Genomic DNA, 17,169 nt, shown 5'->3' on the forward strand with positions numbered 1-17,169 from the left:
AACACCACCTTATTGTTTCCGAGTTCCTGCTTGAAAAGCTAAATTTAAAAGTTCCCGTGCAACTTTATCGCCATCGTGAAAAGCTCCACCGTCATGTAAGGATAAATAATCATCCGTAATGACCCGACAACCTTGTTGTCTCAAACCGGCAAAATCAGACCGCACTTGAACTAAATACTCATTATACTTTTCATGATCCATGTAATTATCTGGAACCTTCGTCCCATTAACTAAAACCGTATTAATATAATTGCCACCCAAATGTTGATTTAAAATGCGGACATGATCAGCATCCGTAAAATTAACTGTTTCTCCAATCTGGGTCATAATATTACAAATATAAACTACTTCTGCTGAGGTTTGTTGTAAGGCTTGTTTAACATTACTAATCATTAGATTAGGCAAAATACTGGTAAATAAACTACCTGGGCCTAAAACAATCACATCAGCTTGCATAATTGCTGCTAAAACTGGTAACACCGCTGCTGGTTGTACTTCTGGGTGATTCGTATCACTCACCCAAACCCGTTTAATATTTTTTCCAGCATACGTAATTTCATGCTCACCGGCTAATTGTGTCCCGTCAGTAAATTCCGCATGCAAAGTGAGTGGTGAATTTGATGCGGGAAAAACGTGCCCTTCAACTTGCATCATCTGAGCCAACTGTTGAACCGCATCAAAAATATCATTTTCATACATTTCAGACAAAGCGGCAATAACCAAATTTCCAATTGCATGACCTGCCAAAAAAGAATCATCACTATTAAATCGATATTGAAAAATATTTAATGGCAATTGTTCCCAATTTGATAACGAAACCAAAACATTACGAATGTCTCCGGGTGGCACCACATTAATATAATCTCGAATTGCACCGGAAGAACCACCATTATCTGCTACCGTAACTACTGCTGTAATATCAGCATTTAAGTTGCGTAGACTATGCAAAATAACTGGTAAACCGGTCCCACCACCAATCACAGTGATTTTTGGTTTCCGTCCTTTGATAACTCTAATAGTTTTTGTCGTATCTCTCATGAACGATTCACCGACTCCTTATGCCGATTAATATCCCGATGGTCAATTTTAACTTCATAATCTAATTTTTGTAAATCTTCACCTAAGCGCTGAGCAATTGCAACTGAGCGATGTTGACCACCAGTACAACCAATGGCAATCGTTAACATTGTTTTGCCTTCACGTTGATATTGGGGAATAACATTTTTCATTAAATTTAAATATTGTTGATAAAATTGCTGTGTTGCTGGTTGATCGAAAACATAATCGGCGACATTTTTTTGTAACCCTGTTTGTTGACGCATTATTGGATCATAGTATGGATTAGGTAAGAAACGCACATCCATCATATCATCAGCATCAATGGGCACACCATATTTAAACCCAAAAGACATAACAACAATATGAAAAGGAACAACTTCTTGACGGGAAAACTGATGAAAAATTTGCGCCCGCAATTGACGTGGAGTCAAATTAGTAGTATCCATAATAATTACTGATCGTTCATGTAATGGTTTTAACAACTTTCGCTCTTTTTTAATGCCATTAATTAACCGATCTTCCATCGCTAAGGGGTGTGAACGTCTGGTTTCTTTATAACGAGCTACTAATTCTTCATCGGTGGCATCTAAAAATAAAATTCTAGTTTGGATAGTCACCAAATCTTCTAAATCCATTAAACTGCTCAATAATTGATCATAAAAAACCTGTGACCGTAAATCAATTACTACTGCAATTTTATTAATATTCCCAGCTCCTTGAGCTAATTGAACAAATTTCGCCAATAAAGTTGGTGGTAAATTATCAATACAAAAATAGCCCATATCTTCAAAAGATTGAATAGCCACCGTTTTACCGGCACCACTCATACCCGAAATAATTACTAAATCCGTCAATTTTTTTTGTTGTACCACTCAATTATCACTCCTCGATGTTTCCCATAGTGTCTATTATAAATATTTTAGCAATAATTAACAACTCTCCCAGGTGTTTCTCAAGAGAATTTTATATCTAACTACAACTAAGGACTTAAGATTTTAGCACAATCTCAAGTCCCTAGTTTTGTTCTACTCAACTTTTAATTATTCCACGTCCCAATTTTTGTCAGCTTCAAAATTATGAATCGGAACTTTTTTCACGTGGTGTTTTGGCTAAAATTGGTTTTAAATATTTACCAGTATAAGATTTCGAATTTTGAGCAACAGTTTCTGGTGTCCCAGTTGCTACTACTTGACCGCCTAAATCTCCACCATCAGGTCCTAAGTCAATCAACCAATCTGCAGATTTAACAACGTCTAAATTGTGTTCAATGACTAACACTGTATTTCCTTGATCCACCAACCGTTGTAAAACAGACAACAAACGTTTGACGTCATCAACGTGTAAACCTGTCGTGGGCTCATCCAAAATATAAAAGTTATGACCCTCAGATTTTTTATATAATTCTGAAGCCAGTTTCATTCGCTGAGCTTCACCACCAGACAAAGTAGTTGCTGACTGACCTAATTGAACATACCCCAGACCCACATCGGCAATTGTTTGTAATTTACGTTTGATTTTAGGTAAGTGATCAAAAAACTCTAACGCCTGTGTTACTGTCATTTTTAAAATATCTGCAATATTTTGCCCTTTGTAGGTAACCTCTAAAGTTTCAGAATTATAACGGGTTCCGTGGCAAACTTCACACGGAACATAAACATCCGGTAAAAAATTCATCTCAATTTTAATAATACCGTCGCCTTTGCAGGCCTCACAGCGACCACCTTTAACATTAAAGGAAAAACGCCCCTTCGTATAACCACGAACTTTTGCTTCATTGGTTTTAGCAAACAGATCGCGAATATCATCAAAAACTCCAGTATAAGTCGCTGGATTACTCCGCGGTGTCCGCCCAATAGGACTTTGATCAATATTAATTAATGATTTGATACTTTGATAACCCGTAATCTTGCGGTATTTACCGGCTCGTTTGGAGCTGTGATTAATTTTCTGTGCCAAAGCTCGTTGCAAAATTGTATTAACTAATGAAGATTTACCCGAGCCAGACACTCCCGTGACCGCGATAAATTTTCCTAACGGAAATTTCACATCAATTGCCTTAAGGTTATTTTCGGCAGCTCCATAAACCGTGACTTCTTTGCCACTACCTGTGCGCCGTTTAGCTGGTAAAGCAATATACTTTTTGCCCACTAAATATTGTCCAGTTAAAGAATGCGTATTAGCTTGAACTTGCTTTGGTGTACCGGCAGCCACAATTTGCCCACCAGCAGCCCCCGCGCCCGGACCAACATCAATTAAATAATCAGCTTGACGCATAGTATCTTCATCATGTTCCACAACAATCAAAGTATTACCTAAATCACGCATCTCTTTGAGAGAATTAATTAGGCGTTCATTATCACGTTGATGCAAACCAATCGATGGTTCATCTAAAATATATAAAACACCAGATAAATTAGAACCAATTTGCGTTGCTAATCGAATCCGCTGAGCTTCACCGCCTGATAAAGTTCCAGCTGAACGAGATAAAGTTAAATAGTCTAAGCCGACATTTTTTAAAAACGTCAAGCGATCAACTACTTCTTTTAGGATCGGTTTTGCAATCACTTGATTTTGCGAAGACAATTCAATACTTTCAAAAAACGGTAAGCCGTCTTTAATCGCTAAATTGGAAGCTTGAGCAATATTTTGACCGCCAACTTGAACACATAAGGCTTTAGGATTCAAGCGTTGTCCATGACAAACTGGGCACTGCAATTCGGTCATATACCTGCGCATAATTTCCCGCATAAAAGTACTTGAAGGCTTTTCATACCGGTGTTTAATATTGGGAATAACGCCCTCAAAAAAGGTATCCACATCACGAACACTGCCAAAATCATTATCAAAATGCAGATGCAGTTCTTGTTGATCATTACCAGACAAAATTTGTTTTTGTTGCTCTTGCGTTAATTGATTAAACGCCACGTCAGTTGGAATTTTTAATTGCGCACAAACTTGCGCTAAAACTTGAGGATAGTACTTTGAGTGGTCTTTATTCCAAGGAACAATAGCTCCTTCGTCAATCGTTAAATCAGCATCAGGTACCACTAATTGGGGATCAACCTCTAATTTCATACCTAAACCGTCACACTCATGGCAAGCACCAAATGGAGCATTAAAAGAAAATAAACGCGGCTCCAATTCACCTACAGTAAAACCACATAACGGACACGCATAATGCTCGGAAAAAATCAAGGGTTCTTGACCAATAATATCTGCAGTCATATACCCATCCGATAAGCGTAAAGCGGACTCAATGGAGTCAAATAATCGCGAGCGAATACCATCTTTAATGACAATTCGATCCACCACAACGGCTAAATCATGCTTTTGATTTTTGTTAAGTTCAATTTTTTCACTAACTTCATGTTGCTGTTCATCAATTATGACTCGAACATAACCTTGCTTGGCAATTTTTTCTAAAACCTTTTTATGTTGTCCTTTTTTAGCTCGAATAACTGGGGCTAAAATTTGAATTTTAGTGCGCTCGGGCAATTTTAAGAGCCGATCAACCATTTGTTCCACCGATTGACTGGTAATTGGTGTCCCATCATTGGGGCAAATTGGCATCCCTACTCGCGCCCACAATAGTCGTAAATAATCATTGATTTCAGTTACCGTTCCCACGGTCGAACGCGGATTTTTAGAGGTTGTCTTTTGATCAATTGAGATTGCGGGACTTAAACCGTCAATTGAGTCAACATCCGGCTTATCCATTTGCCCTAAAAATTGGCGTGCATAAGAAGACAGACTTTGAACATATCGTCTTTGTCCTTCCGCATATAGTGTATCAAAGGCCAGCGAACTTTTACCTGAACCAGATAAACCAGTAATCACCACTAGTTTATTTCGGGGAATTGTCACATCAATGTTTTTTAAATTATGTGAACGAGCACCATGAATCACAATATTATCATTTACCATTAACTAATCTCTGCTTTCAAATCTAAAATTGTATCACGCAAATTAGCTGCTTGTTCAAAATCTAGTTTCTTAGCAGCTTGATTCATCTGAACTGTTAACTGTTCTAATAATTCAGTTTGATCTTGTTTAGTCATATTTGCAAAATCAAATTGATCTTCTTTAATTGCTTGTTCTTCACTACTACTGTTATCAACTTCTTTTAACGCAGTGATAGCAGCCCGAATAGGTTTTTGAATTGTTTTCGGAGTAATGTGATGTTCCTCGTTAAACTGCTTTTGAATTTGCCGGCGGCGTTTGGTCTCATCCAACGCCACTTTCATAGAATCAGTTATCCCGTCAGCGTACATAATCACATGACCATGTTCATTTCGTGCTGCCCGGCCAATTGTTTGAATCAAAGGCCGTTCAGAACGTAAAAATCCTTCCTTATCCGCATCCAAAATTGCTACCAAGGAAACCTCAGGTACGTCAATACCTTCTCGAAGTAAATTAATCCCAATTAAAATATCATATTTACCTAAGCGTAAATCCCGAATAATTTGCGTCCGCTCTAAAGTCTTGACATCACTGTGTAAATAAGCCACTTTCATGCCTAAATCTTTGAGATAGTCCGTCAAATCTTCCGCCATTTTTTTAGTTAAAGTCGTCACTAAAGTACGCTCATTATTTTCAATACGTTGATTAATCTCGCCAACCAAATCATCAATTTGCCCCATAATGGGTCGTACTTCAATTTCTGGATCTAATAACCCTGTTGGTCGAATAACTTGTTCAACCACTTCATTAGTTTGGTCCATTTCATACGGTCCTGGAGTAGCCGAGACATATAAAATTTGATGAACATGTTTTTCAAATTCTGATAAGGTCAAGGGTCGATTATCTAACGCACTAGGCAAGCGAAAACCATAATCCACTAACATTTGTTTTCGAGCCCGATCACCATTGTACATCCCGCGAATTTGCGGCATAGTAACGTGTGACTCGTCAATCATAATATTAAAATCATCCGGAAAGAAATCAAGGAGTGTAAATGGTGGTTCACCTTCTGCACGTCCTTCCATATGTCGCGAATAATTTTCGATTCCGGAAGTATAACCCATTTCGCGCATCATTTCGATATCATAAGTGGTGCGTTGTTCTAAACGTTGTGCTTCTAATAATTTACCAGCGCCTTTGAGTTCTTTGAGCCGTTGATCTAATTCCGCAGAAATCCGTTCAATAGCGGCCCGCATTTGTTCGTCATTAGTCATAAAATGCGTTGCTGGAAAAATAGCAACTTGTGGCCGCTCACCAATAATCTCACCAGTTAATGGATCCATCTCTAAAATACGATCAATCTCGTCACCAAAAAACTCAACGCGTAACGAATTATCATCACGTGAGGCTGGAAAAATATCGACAACATCACCCCGCACTCGAAATCTTCCCCGTTGAAAGTCAATATCATTGCGGTCAAATTGGTTATTAATCAAATCTTTGAGTAATTGATCACGGCTAATTTCTTGCCCTTCTCGTAAAGAAATTACACTTCTTTGATATTCATGCGGATCACCTAAACCAAAGATGCAAGAAACCGAGGCGACAACAATCACATCATTGCGTTCTAATAAAGAAGATGTGGCTGAATGCCGTAATTTATCAATTTCGTCATTAATACTGGAGTCTTTTTCAATATAAGTGTCACTAGAAGGCACATAGGCTTCAGGCTGATAATAATCGTAATAACTGACAAAGTATTCCACTGCATTGTGTGGAAAAAATTCTTTAAATTCACCATAAAGTTGCCCCGCTAAAGTTTTATTATGCGAAATAACTAGGGTTGGTTTATTTAATTTTTGGATCACATTGGCCATCGTAAAGGTTTTACCGGTCCCTGTCGCGCCCTTTAAAACTTGTGAGCGATTACCACGTTGAAAATCAGTAACTAACTGATCAATGGCTTGTTGCTGATCCCCGGCTGGTTGATATTTAGAAACTAATTCAAATTGATTATCAGTTACACGTTCAATCACTGAGTAACCTCCCTTGAAATTAAATCGTTCAAAAAAGTTGGAACTAAAGTCGCCATAAGAACTGAAGCTAATACTGTTAGCTGTTAAGTTCTAATTTTGGAGTACTTAATTGTCCCAACTCAAGCTATCATCGTACATGATATCATAGCGAACATACTTTCGCTAATGTTGTGCTAAAATTTCGTGGCTAATTTGCTGCAACCGTTCACGACTCGCAAAATCTTCATTTAATAACTCGGGTAAAATCTTATTAATAAAATATTGACTACAAGCTAAATCTAAATACTGGGTAATTGTGGTCAAACTTTCACGAAAAATATCAATAAAAACATTATCCGGATTACCTTTTTCAATTTCACCAAAAGATTCATAAAGTAAATCCATTTTATCAGCCAAAGATAAAATTTTACCTTCTAAAGTTTCATCCTTACCTTCACCCAACCGGCGGTGAAAGCGCGCTTGAAATTTAGCTGGAATTTCTTTTTGAATAAAGTTTTCAGTCATATGATCTTCGACTTGTGCTAACATCTGCCGTAATTGAGGTGTCGCATATTTAACTGGAGTTTGAATATCACCAATAAAACGTTCGGTATAATCATGATTGAGGGCCTTTTCATAAAGCGACTGCCAGTTAACGGTTTGTCCATTTAATTCTTCAATATCACCCAAAATCTGTGCAATTTCTGCAACTTTAAAACTATGAGCTGCTACACTATGCGGTTGATATTGGAAATGCCCCGGCGCCCGTTGAATATTCTCTAAATCACTTAAACCTTGAATGAATTGATGCAACCCCATTATCATTACCTCCCCAACTAGCCCTAAATTGAAGCCGGAACCAAAAACGTTTATAAAGCAAATTATAAATATAGTTAGAAATAAGCTTTTGCTTTCTGAAACACAAAATCAATTAATGTTTGTGTCATTTTATCATAGGAGACAAGCGTTAATCTTATTGTCTCAACTTCAAGAATCCAATTTAATCATACTATCTACCCAATCACGAGAGCTAATTATTAGGCTTAAGATTTAAAGCAATTTTTATATTAATCAATGCTGGTGCCTGACGGTTATTCATACCATTGATTAACAGTTTGAGCATAAGCTGCTAATTTAGCAACTGCTGCTTGATCAGTTTCAGCTGTCACGCCAATATAGTTTTTGATCTTCGGTTCAGTACCTGACGGGCGCACTGCAATCCAAGTTTCATCAGCTAAAATAAATTTTAAAACATTAGCTGAAGGTAATGCTAATTGCTTTTTAGTACCATCGTCATTGGCTTGATAACCACTTTGAAAATCTTGGACACTGACTACTGATTGCCCATTAATTTCAGTTGGAACTTGTTGCCGAAAGTTTTCCATCAATTGTTGCATTCGGGCGGCTCCATCAATTCCCGTAAAAGTTTTCGAAATGGTTTGTTCTTTAAAGTAACCATATTTTTGATAAATTTGTTGTAAACCATCATATAATGTTAAATTTTGACTCTTATAAAAAGCTGCCACTTCAGCCAATAACAAACTAGCTTGAATTGCATCTTTGTCACGGACAAAAGGCTGAATTAAATAACCATAACTTTCTTCAAAGCCAAATAGAAATTGATGCGATTTAGTTTCTTCAAAATTCTGAATTTGTTCAGCAATAAATTTAAATCCAGTTAAAACATTAATCATTTCGATATGATAATTTTGAGCAATTTTGGTTGCCAATTCCGTGGAAACAATGGACTTGACCACCACCCCATTAACTGGTAATTGATGCAAGCGTTGCTTAGTACTTAAAATATATTCCAATAACACACTAGCAATTTGATTTCCGGTCATTAATTGATAACTGCCATCCGGTTGTCTAACAGCTGCTCCTAAACGATCAGCGTCAGGATCAGTTGCAATTAACACATCAGCAGCAATTTTTTGACCGTCGCGAATCGCCAAATTGAAAGTTTCTGCAAACTCAGGATTAGGAAATTCGACCGTTGCAAACTCAGGATCTAAAATGGCTTGTTCCGTTACTAATTGCATATTATTCAAACCAGCCTGGGCAAATACCCGACCAGCTAACATTTTACCGGTTCCGTGCAATGGGGTATAAACAAATTTCATATTTGAATAGTCCGCTAACAATTTTTGGTCAATTGAGACGGCTTTAATAGCTTTTAAATAAGCTTGATCGACATCTTCACCGATCATAGTTAATAAGTTTTGCTTTCGTAATTCATGTAAATCAGCCACCGCAATCGCAAATAAATCAGCGGCTTGGCGTACATAAGTCGTAATCAAATCTGATTCCTTAGGTGGCATTTGACCGCCATCTGAACCGTAAATTTTAAAACCGTTATAAGGAGCTGGATTATGACTAGCAGTAATCATAATTCCCGCATAGGTCTGCAAATGGCGCACTGCAAAAGATAGTTCTGGAGTTGGTCGCAAACTATCAAACAAAAAAACTGGAATTTGATGTTGACCTAAAACACGAGCTGATTCTTGAGCAAATGAAACCGAGTTGTATCGTGAGTCAAAACTAATAACAACTCCTTGTTGTTTCACTTGTGGGGATAACGTATCCATAAAAAGTGCTAACCCTTCAGCTGCTTGGCGAACCGTATAAATATTCATTCGATTAATTCCTGGTCCCATCAAGCCCCGCATCCCTGCAGTACCGAATTCCATCGGTGCATAAAAAGCCTCTTGTAATTGCTGACTATCAGTTGCTAACTTGGTTAATTGCTGTTTTAAATTGGGATCTAATTGTTCATAATTAGCCCATACTTGATAATTTTCCTGCCAACTCATGGTTAACTTCCACTCCTTAGGCGCTAAATTTAATGTTAATAAACAAAACTGAGACAAAAGTCATTGAAAACTTAATTTGGTTAGTTTCAAACTGCTAACTCTTGAAACGCAATAATGAATTTCCATATAGAATACGAGTATTCATCTTATCAACTCAGCCTCTTCTACATTATACAATCAAGCTAAAAAAAAGACTAATTCATAAATGAATTAGTCTTGATCTTTTAAGGTTTGTAAATAATTAAAAACATTCTGCCCAGCTAAACCACCATCACCAACGGCAGTAGTAATTTGACGTAAGTTTTTCTTACGTACGTCACCAACAGCAAAAATTCCAGGAATCTTAGTCTGCATCTGCTCATCAGTGGTGATCCACCCCGCGGCATCTGTAATCTCTAAGCCAACAAATTGGGCGGTATTAGGCTGAATACCAACGTAAATGAAAACTCCACTGGCAGCAATCACGTGTTCTTGACCGCTAATCTTATCTTGATACTTGACACCGGTAACCTTCGTTTGGTCACCTTGAATTTCTTCTACCGCTGCATCCCAAATAAATTTAATTTTATCGTTAGCAAAAGCTCGTTTTTGTAAAATTTGTTGAGCCCGTAATTGATCACGACGGTGAATAATCGTTACCGATTTTGCTAATTGGGTTAAATAAATCCCCTCTTCAACCGCAGAATCACCACCACCAATGACCACGACATCTTCATTTTTAAAGAAAGCGCCATCACAAACTGCACAGTAAGAAACACCCTTACCCGAATATTCATCTTCACCAGTAATGCCAATTTTTTTATATTCTGAACCTGTGGCAATTACAATAGCTCCTGTTTTAAAACTTTCATCACTCGTTTTAACAATTTTATAATTGTGGTGATCTTCAACTGCCGTTACGGTCCCGTATTGATACTGCGCTCCAAATTGAACAGTTGAATGATACATTTTTTCACTCAAATCTGGCCCCATAATTGAATCAAAACCAGGATAGTTTTCAATCGCAGCAGTATTGTTCATTTGGCCACCATAAATGCCCCGATCTAAAATCAAAACTTTTAAATTAGCTCGCGATGCGTACAGGGCAGCAGTCAACCCCGCCGGACCAGCGCCAATGACAATTACATCAAATTCTTGCATTTTTTCATGCCCACTTTCTACGTTTAATCACAATTTATATCATAATCGTTTATCCAACCAAATGCTAATCTAGCGCTTAACGGTGGTAAGGAAATTTGAGACCACTGCCCGCTAAATAATCTGGCGGCTGAATTTTTTTGCGGCGATAAACCACAATTACCCCTGCCCCAATAAACAAAATTAATGACAAAATTTGCGAAACACGTAAAGTATTCAATAAATACAAACTATCCGTACGCATTCCCTCTACAAAAAAGCGCCCGAAGGAATACCAAATTACATAACTTAAAAAGACTTCTCCTTGTTTAAAAAGATGAACCCGGTGCCGTAAGCTTAATAACAAAATTAAACCAATGAAGTTCCAAACGGATTCATAAAGAAAAGTTGGTTGCCGAAAGGCGCCACTAATATACATTTGTTGAATAATAAAATTTGGTAAGTGCAGTGCATGTAAAAAGTGTGCGGAAGTTACTGCTCCGTATGCTTCTTGGTTCATAAAGTTACCCCAGCGTCCAATTAATTGACCAACTAATAAACTAGGAGCGGCAATATCCAAAATTAACCACAGCGGTAATTGGCGCACATACGTAAAAATAATGGTCACGATCATCGCCGCAATTAAACCACCATAAATGGCAATTCCCCCATGCCAAATTTTAATAATTTCACTAGGATATTTAGCATAAAATGACCATTGAAAAACAACATAATAAATGCGGGCACCAATTAACGCAAACGGAATTCCCCATAAAACTAAATCAATCAAATCATCAGTCATAATCTGGCGTTTCGGCGCTTCATTCAAAGCTAAAAGGACGCCTAAAATAGCACCAACAGCAATAATTATTCCGTACCAATGGATAGTAAAAGGTCCCCACTGTAAAAAAATAGGATTTAAAGCTAAGATCATAATTTCTCACTTTCTGAATGTTCTTTGATTAAATCATTCAACTGCTTTTCAAAGCGAGAAGCAGCATCATAACCCAATTTTTTAGCTCGATAATTCATCGCTGCTACTTCAATAATATTAGAAATATTGCGGCCAACTTTAACTGGAATCGTCATTGAAGGTACGGCAACATCAAAAATTTGCTCTGTTTGATTATCAGTGCCAATCCGATCATAATTTTCCTTTTCAGACCAATTTCTTAAATTAACAATCAGCTGTACTTCCATCGAAGTCCGAACCGCACTCGCACCAAACAAATTCATCACATCAATAATGCCAATCCCACGTACTTCCATCAAATTTTTCAAAATAGCAGGTGCTTCGCCAACAATCGTATGCTCATTTTGCTGATAAACATCCACGCGGTCATCAGCCACTAGCCGATGACCATTTTTTATTAATTCTAAAGCTGTTTCACTTTTGCCAATGCCTGAGTCACCCTTAATCAAAATGCCCAAACCATAAACATCAATTAATACACCATGAATACTTTTTCTGGGAGCTAAAACTTTTTCCAAATATTGCGTAATGATATTGGAGACGCGCGTTGTCGTTAATGGTGAAGATAGAATCGGAATTCGATGTTCCTTCGAGGCACGTTGCATTTCCTGGGACGGTTGAATGCCCCGGGAAAAAACAAACGCTGGAGTCTGATCAGTCGCCATTTCTCTTAAAATATGATAACGATTGATTGACGTCATTGATTGTGCATAGGAAGTTTCCGTTTGACCAAATAACTGCACACGTTCAGCAGGATAATAATCAAAATAACCAGTTAACTCTAACCCGGGACGAGAAATTTCACTTTCAGTAATATTGCGTTCCTTTAAAAACTCAGCTCCACTGTAAACTTGAACATTAGTATGATCAATTAAATCTTGAACTGTAACCATCAGCTAATTCCCCTCTTTTTAGTTTCGAAAAACATGATAGCCAACAAATGCATTCGCCAGAGACATTAAAACGGCCACCACAATTGCTGCAAAAAAGCTCCGAAAAATAAACCCCGGAATTAAAGCAGCAATAATTTCCAGTGTTAAAGCATTAATGATAATGGAAAATAAACCAAATGTGATTAAAGTAATCGGAAAAGAAATAATTTTCAATAACGGTTTAATCGTCAAATTCAATAATACTAAAACAAAACCAGCAATTAATGCGGTTAACCAATCACTTAAGAAAAACATGGTTGGCAAAATTTTAGCCATCGCCATAAACAATAATGTATTAATGACAGTTTGATAAACAACTTTCAAATTTATGCTCTCTTTCGTATTATTTTTTTATTATAGCATATACGTTAAGGTCTGCAGCTAGGACAAGAGCTGGTTCACAGCTAAGCAGATTTAGAACTCCAAAGCTTAACTATCGTTAAAATTAAAAACAATGAAAAAACCGAAACGTTAATTAAATCAGTTTCGGCTTTTTTATGAATATCAATTAATAAATCTAAATGTTTGAATTTTTTTACAATTCGGGAGAAATCATGACTTTAACTTGTGATTTATCAGTCATTAAAGATTTAATACCTGCTTCAGCATCATCTAAACTAATTCTCTTGGTAATTAATTTTTTAAAGGTATCACGATGTTGATTAACAATTCCAATTGTTTGTGGAAAGCCGTTAGCGTAGCCCATAATTGTATGCACATTGGCACCCTTATTTTGTAAGGTGGTAATATCAAATGTATATTCACCATTAAATAAAGATACAATTTCTAAGACGCCAGCCGGGGCTACTAATTGCACCGCCTGATTCAAAGTTGGTTGCGCACCAGCACACTCAAAGACCACATCCACACCATATGGTAATTCATCTTTGACGTGTTTGACAAAATCAACTTCACCAGAATTAATTACATCACTGAAGCCTAATTCTTTGGCTTTAGCTAAACGTTCTGGGGACAAATCAGCAATGTAAACTTTAGTAGCTCCCGCATATTTAGCAACTAAAGCGGTTAATAAGCCAATGGGACCGGCACCAAAGACGGCAACAGTTTGACCGGCAATTAAACCACTATCACGAACTGCTTCGTAAGTAACAACTGTTGGTTCAATTAAGGCACCTAATTCATAATCCATACCATCAGGTAATTTAAACGTAAAACCTTCTTTGACATTGACATACTCAGCCATTGCCCCATCATCGGAAAAACCAATAAACTGTAAACTACCATCTGGACCAACACCTTGAGTACAGTAATTATATTGTCCTTTACGACAAAATTCACACTTACCACAAGCAATAATTGGTTCTACACAAACATGATCGCCTGGTTTAAATTTAGTAACATCAGAACCTACCTTGACTACTTCGCCAGAAAATTCATGACCTTCAGTAATTGGAACTGTTTTACCTGTTAATGGATGCTTTTGATAAGGAATACCGGTTCCTTCTTGATACATATGAATGTCACTACCACAAATTCCAATATCCTTAACTTTGATTTGAACTTCATCACCTTGTGGTTCTTTGAGTTCAACATCTTCAATTCTTAAATCCTGTTTACCGTAAATTCGCGCTGCTTTCATCAGTTTTTCCTCCTTATAGATAAGACAACAAAAGTTACGTTCCATTAGCCTTTTAATCTTGCATATAAACTTCAGATTATTAGACCCAAAGAAACAACTTTCAAACAACAAGACCAATTAACGACCTTCAACATGTTGTTTAGCAATGAGCACCCCCAGAGCGTTAAATTTCAAAACCTTAGCCTTGCTTTCAAATTTAATCCCCTTAGACGTAAAGTAATAATTAAAAAAACGCAGTGCCTTCAACTGCTTTATTACTGACTTTATGTTCATAACTTTAAACTACTATGTGTAATAGAATCATTAATTTTATTGATTTGCCTTTTAATATAAACGTTTACAAAAGCATTAAAAAAAATAATAAATTTGCAACCGCCTTCAGCAAGTTAATAATATCACTTTTTTTGATTTTAATCTAGCTCAATCAATTTTACACTTTAAAAAAATTAAAACTGCTTTTCGGTACAAAAAAACATTCTTTACCAGTTAATCCTTTTCGGGAAAACTGTTAAGAATGCTTGCTAACTTAATTCACATAATTTACCTTGTTGCAAGTAGACTACCCATTCACATAAGTTGGTCACGTAATCACCCATGCGTTTCAAGTAAGTAGAAATCAATAAATACGATGTCCCATCTTCAACACTTTGGGCATCGGCTTTCATAGTGGTAATACAGAGTTGATCAATTGCACGTGCTAAGTGATTAATTTGGTCATCTTGATGCGCTACTTGCACTGCTTTTTGATCATCCGTTTGTAAATAAGAATCTAAAGCTTGGCTAAACATTTGCTCTACTAATTGCGCTAATTGAACTAACTTAGTTTTGGCTGAAGCCATAGAAACTTGATTTTTTAAATTAAAAACAGCCCGCGCAATCCTAACGGCGTGATCACCCATTCGTTCTAAATCCGAACTGGCTTTTAAGATGGTCACAACCATTCTCAAATCAGAGGTTACCGGTTGTTGCAAGGCAATCATTTCAAACGACTTTTGTTCTAAATCCACTTCTCGGTTATTAATATATTGATCATGATCAATGACTTCTTGGGCCAAAGTTAGATCATTATTTTCAAAGGCTAACATTGCTTTTTTGATGGCTTCGTTGACCATCATGGCCATCTCGGCAAAACGAACGTGTAAATTATTTAATTCCGTTGTAAAATCACTGCGCATAGTATTCTCCTCTATCCAAAACGTCCACTAATATAATCTTCTGTTTTTTGGTGCTTAGGATTTAAAAATATTTCTTTGGTTTGATTAGCTTCGATCAATTCTCCTTGATAAAAAAAGGCCGTTTGATCAGAAATTCGTGATGCTTGATGCATACTGTGCGTCACAATCACCATTGTATAATTGGTGCGTAATTCTAATAACATGTTTTCCACCTTAGTAGCTGAAATAGGATCTAAGGCACTGGTCGGTTCATCAAGTAAAATTACTTCTGGTTTCACCGCTAAAACGCGGGCAATACAAACTCGTTGTTGTTGGCCCCCCGATAAAGCTAGCGCGCTTTGATTTAATTTATCCTTAACGTCATCCCAAAGTGCTGCAGCTCTTAAACTGGTTTCCACTGCCTCATCTAAAGTTGGACGGTCATGAATCCCCGCAATTTTCAAGCCATAAACAACATTATCATAAATAGAAAACGGAAATGGATTAGGTTGTTGAAAAACCATTCCCACACGTTTTCTTAATTGCACCGTATCAGTATTGGGCGCATAAATATCTTGATTAGCTAATTTAATTTGACCAGTAATTTTGACGCTATTGATCAAATCATTCATGCGGTTCAAGCACCGTAAAAAAGTTGACTTGCCACAACCAGAAGGGCCAATCATCGCGGTAATTTCATGGGGATTAATTTGCAAATTAATTCCCTTTAATGCTTCTTTAGCGCCATAAAACAAATGAACATCTTGCGCAGTAATAATAGGTTGTACCATTGCTGCTTCTCCTTTCAACCAAAATGACCGGATACGTAATCTTCAGTTAACTTGACTTTCGGACGCGTAAAAATTTTGCGCGTCTGATCAAATTCAATCATCTGCCCTAAATGAAAGAAGGCTGTATAATCACTAACGCGCGCTGCTTGTTGCATATTATGAGTCACAATAATAATTGTATATTGCTTCTTTAAATCTTGCATCGTATTTTCCAAATGTGCCGTTGAAATTGGATCTAATGCACTCGCGGGTTCATCCATTAATAAAACATCTGGTTGTAATGCTAAGGCTCGGGCAATACATAAGCGTTGCTGTTGTCCGCCTGATAAAGCCAAAGCACTTTTATGCAAATCATCTTTGACTTGATCCCACAAAGAAGCTTGCTTCAAAGTTGTTTCCACAATTTCTGCCAGTTGTTGTTGATCCGTTAACCCGCGACGCTGCAGGGCAAAAGTAATATTGTCTTGGATAGATTTAGCAAACGGATTAGGTCGTTGGAAAACCATGCCAATTTGTTCGCGCACTGTATAGACATCAACTTTGGGCGAATTAATATCAACTCCGCGATACATAATCTGACCATGAACACTCGCTGTCGCTACGGTGTCATTCATGCGATTCAACGATCGTAAAAAGGTTGATTTTCCTGAACCAGAAGCGCCAATCAAAGACGTAATTTTATAACGTTCAAATTGCAGACTGACGCCATGTAAAGCTTCTTTATTACCATAGTTAACCCGTAAATCATGTGTTGCTAATGCAACTTCTGTTTTTGCTGGTAAAGGCGCTGTATAGGTCGTCAATTCTTGCATCATT

14 protein-coding genes are annotated in these 17,169 nt (G+C 37.2%); all 14 read right to left on the reverse strand.

All coding sequences use genetic code 11. The features are described from left to right. Window positions 1-9 precede the first annotated feature (9 nt). Window positions 10-1,038 carry a gluconeogenesis factor YvcK family protein gene (locus AC3B7A_RS02480; protein ID WP_489756160.1) on the reverse strand — a complete coding sequence of 343 codons (1,029 nt, stop codon included), beginning with the start codon at window positions 1,036-1,038 and terminating at the stop codon, window positions 10-12. Further along, complete coding sequence (rapZ, locus tag AC3B7A_RS02485) at window positions 1,035-1,931, reverse strand: RNase adapter RapZ (protein ID WP_489756161.1); 897 nt, start codon at window positions 1,929-1,931, stop codon at window positions 1,035-1,037. Before rapZ ends, AC3B7A_RS02480 begins: the two co-directional genes overlap by 4 nt. 202 nt (window positions 1,932-2,133) lie before the next feature. Beyond that, window positions 2,134-4,983 (reverse strand): excinuclease ABC subunit UvrA, encoded by a 2,850-nt coding sequence (gene uvrA, locus AC3B7A_RS02490; protein ID WP_489756162.1) that lies wholly within the window; start codon window positions 4,981-4,983, stop codon window positions 2,134-2,136. Further along, a complete protein-coding gene (uvrB, locus tag AC3B7A_RS02495; protein ID WP_489756163.1) occupies window positions 4,983-6,995 on the reverse strand; it encodes an excinuclease ABC subunit UvrB in 2,013 nt (670 codons plus the stop codon). Before uvrB ends, uvrA begins: the two co-directional genes overlap by 1 nt. A 162-nt stretch (window positions 6,996-7,157) precedes the next feature. Then, a complete protein-coding gene (locus AC3B7A_RS02500; protein WP_489756164.1) occupies window positions 7,158-7,793 on the reverse strand; it encodes a YfbR-like 5'-deoxynucleotidase in 636 nt (211 codons plus the stop codon). Between the two features lie 272 nt (window positions 7,794-8,065). Beyond that, the gene (locus AC3B7A_RS02505; RefSeq protein WP_489756165.1) at window positions 8,066-9,787 is read right to left on the reverse strand and encodes a phospho-sugar mutase; all 1,722 of its coding nucleotides are present in this window, start codon (window positions 9,785-9,787) and stop codon (window positions 8,066-8,068) included. A 210-nt stretch (window positions 9,788-9,997) separates the two neighbouring features. Next, on the reverse strand, window positions 9,998-10,927 hold the full coding sequence (gene trxB / locus AC3B7A_RS02510) for a thioredoxin-disulfide reductase (RefSeq protein WP_489756166.1): 930 nt from the start codon (window positions 10,925-10,927) through the stop codon (window positions 9,998-10,000). 76 nt (window positions 10,928-11,003) lie between these two features. Then, window positions 11,004-11,837 carry a prolipoprotein diacylglyceryl transferase gene (gene lgt, locus AC3B7A_RS02515; RefSeq protein ID WP_489756167.1) on the reverse strand — a complete coding sequence of 278 codons (834 nt, stop codon included), beginning with the start codon at window positions 11,835-11,837 and terminating at the stop codon, window positions 11,004-11,006. After that, window positions 11,834-12,769, reverse strand: a complete 936-nt coding sequence (gene hprK / locus AC3B7A_RS02520; protein ID WP_489756168.1) for an HPr(Ser) kinase/phosphatase — start codon at window positions 12,767-12,769, stop codon at window positions 11,834-11,836. Before hprK ends, lgt begins: the two co-directional genes overlap by 4 nt. A gap of 18 nt (window positions 12,770-12,787) precedes the next feature. Beyond that, on the reverse strand, window positions 12,788-13,132 hold the full coding sequence (locus AC3B7A_RS02525; protein ID WP_489756169.1) for a phage holin family protein: 345 nt from the start codon (window positions 13,130-13,132) through the stop codon (window positions 12,788-12,790). A 211-nt stretch (window positions 13,133-13,343) separates the two neighbouring features. Next, entirely contained in the window at window positions 13,344-14,408 is a 1,065-nt protein-coding gene (locus tag AC3B7A_RS02530; protein WP_489756170.1) for a 2,3-butanediol dehydrogenase, read from the reverse strand. A 521-nt stretch (window positions 14,409-14,929) separates the two neighbouring features. Further along, complete coding sequence (phoU, locus tag AC3B7A_RS02535; protein ID WP_489756171.1) at window positions 14,930-15,583, reverse strand: phosphate signaling complex protein PhoU; 654 nt, start codon at window positions 15,581-15,583, stop codon at window positions 14,930-14,932. An 11-nt stretch (window positions 15,584-15,594) separates the two neighbouring features. Then, on the reverse strand, window positions 15,595-16,353 hold the full coding sequence (pstB, locus tag AC3B7A_RS02540) for a phosphate ABC transporter ATP-binding protein PstB (protein ID WP_489756172.1): 759 nt from the start codon (window positions 16,351-16,353) through the stop codon (window positions 15,595-15,597). Between the two features lie 14 nt (window positions 16,354-16,367). Next, complete coding sequence (gene pstB, locus AC3B7A_RS02545) at window positions 16,368-17,168, reverse strand: phosphate ABC transporter ATP-binding protein PstB (RefSeq protein ID WP_489756173.1); 801 nt, start codon at window positions 17,166-17,168, stop codon at window positions 16,368-16,370. Window position 17,169: the final 1 nt, after the last annotated feature.

The sequence above is a fragment of the Bombilactobacillus sp. ESL1202 genome, assembly GCF_058107125.1.

What these genes read in the sequence shown, in the direction of transcription:
- AC3B7A_RS02480 (WP_489756160.1), bottom strand. Translation starts at nt 1,038, where the DNA reads ATGAGAGATACGACAAAAACTATTAGAGTTATCAAAGGACGGAAACCA.
- uvrA (WP_489756162.1), bottom strand. Translation starts at nt 4,983, where the DNA reads ATGGTAAATGATAATATTGTGATTCATGGTGCTCGTTCACATAATTTA.
- AC3B7A_RS02500 (WP_489756164.1), bottom strand. Translation starts at nt 7,793, where the DNA reads ATGGGGTTGCATCAATTCATTCAAGGTTTAAGTGATTTAGAGAATATT.
- AC3B7A_RS02505 (WP_489756165.1), bottom strand. Translation starts at nt 9,787, where the DNA reads ATGAGTTGGCAGGAAAATTATCAAGTATGGGCTAATTATGAACAATTA.
- trxB (WP_489756166.1), bottom strand. Translation starts at nt 10,927, where the DNA reads ATGCAAGAATTTGATGTAATTGTCATTGGCGCTGGTCCGGCGGGGTTG.
- lgt (WP_489756167.1), bottom strand. Translation starts at nt 11,837, where the DNA reads ATGATCTTAGCTTTAAATCCTATTTTTTTACAGTGGGGACCTTTTACT.
- hprK (WP_489756168.1), bottom strand. Translation starts at nt 12,769, where the DNA reads ATGGTTACAGTTCAAGATTTAATTGATCATACTAATGTTCAAGTTTAC.
- AC3B7A_RS02530 (WP_489756170.1), bottom strand. Translation starts at nt 14,408, where the DNA reads ATGAAAGCAGCGCGAATTTACGGTAAACAGGATTTAAGAATTGAAGAT.
- phoU (WP_489756171.1), bottom strand. Translation starts at nt 15,583, where the DNA reads ATGCGCAGTGATTTTACAACGGAATTAAATAATTTACACGTTCGTTTT.
- pstB (WP_489756172.1), bottom strand. Translation starts at nt 16,353, where the DNA reads ATGGTACAACCTATTATTACTGCGCAAGATGTTCATTTGTTTTATGGC.
- pstB (WP_489756173.1), bottom strand. Translation starts at nt 17,168, where the DNA reads ATGATGCAAGAATTGACGACCTATACAGCGCCTTTACCAGCAAAAACA.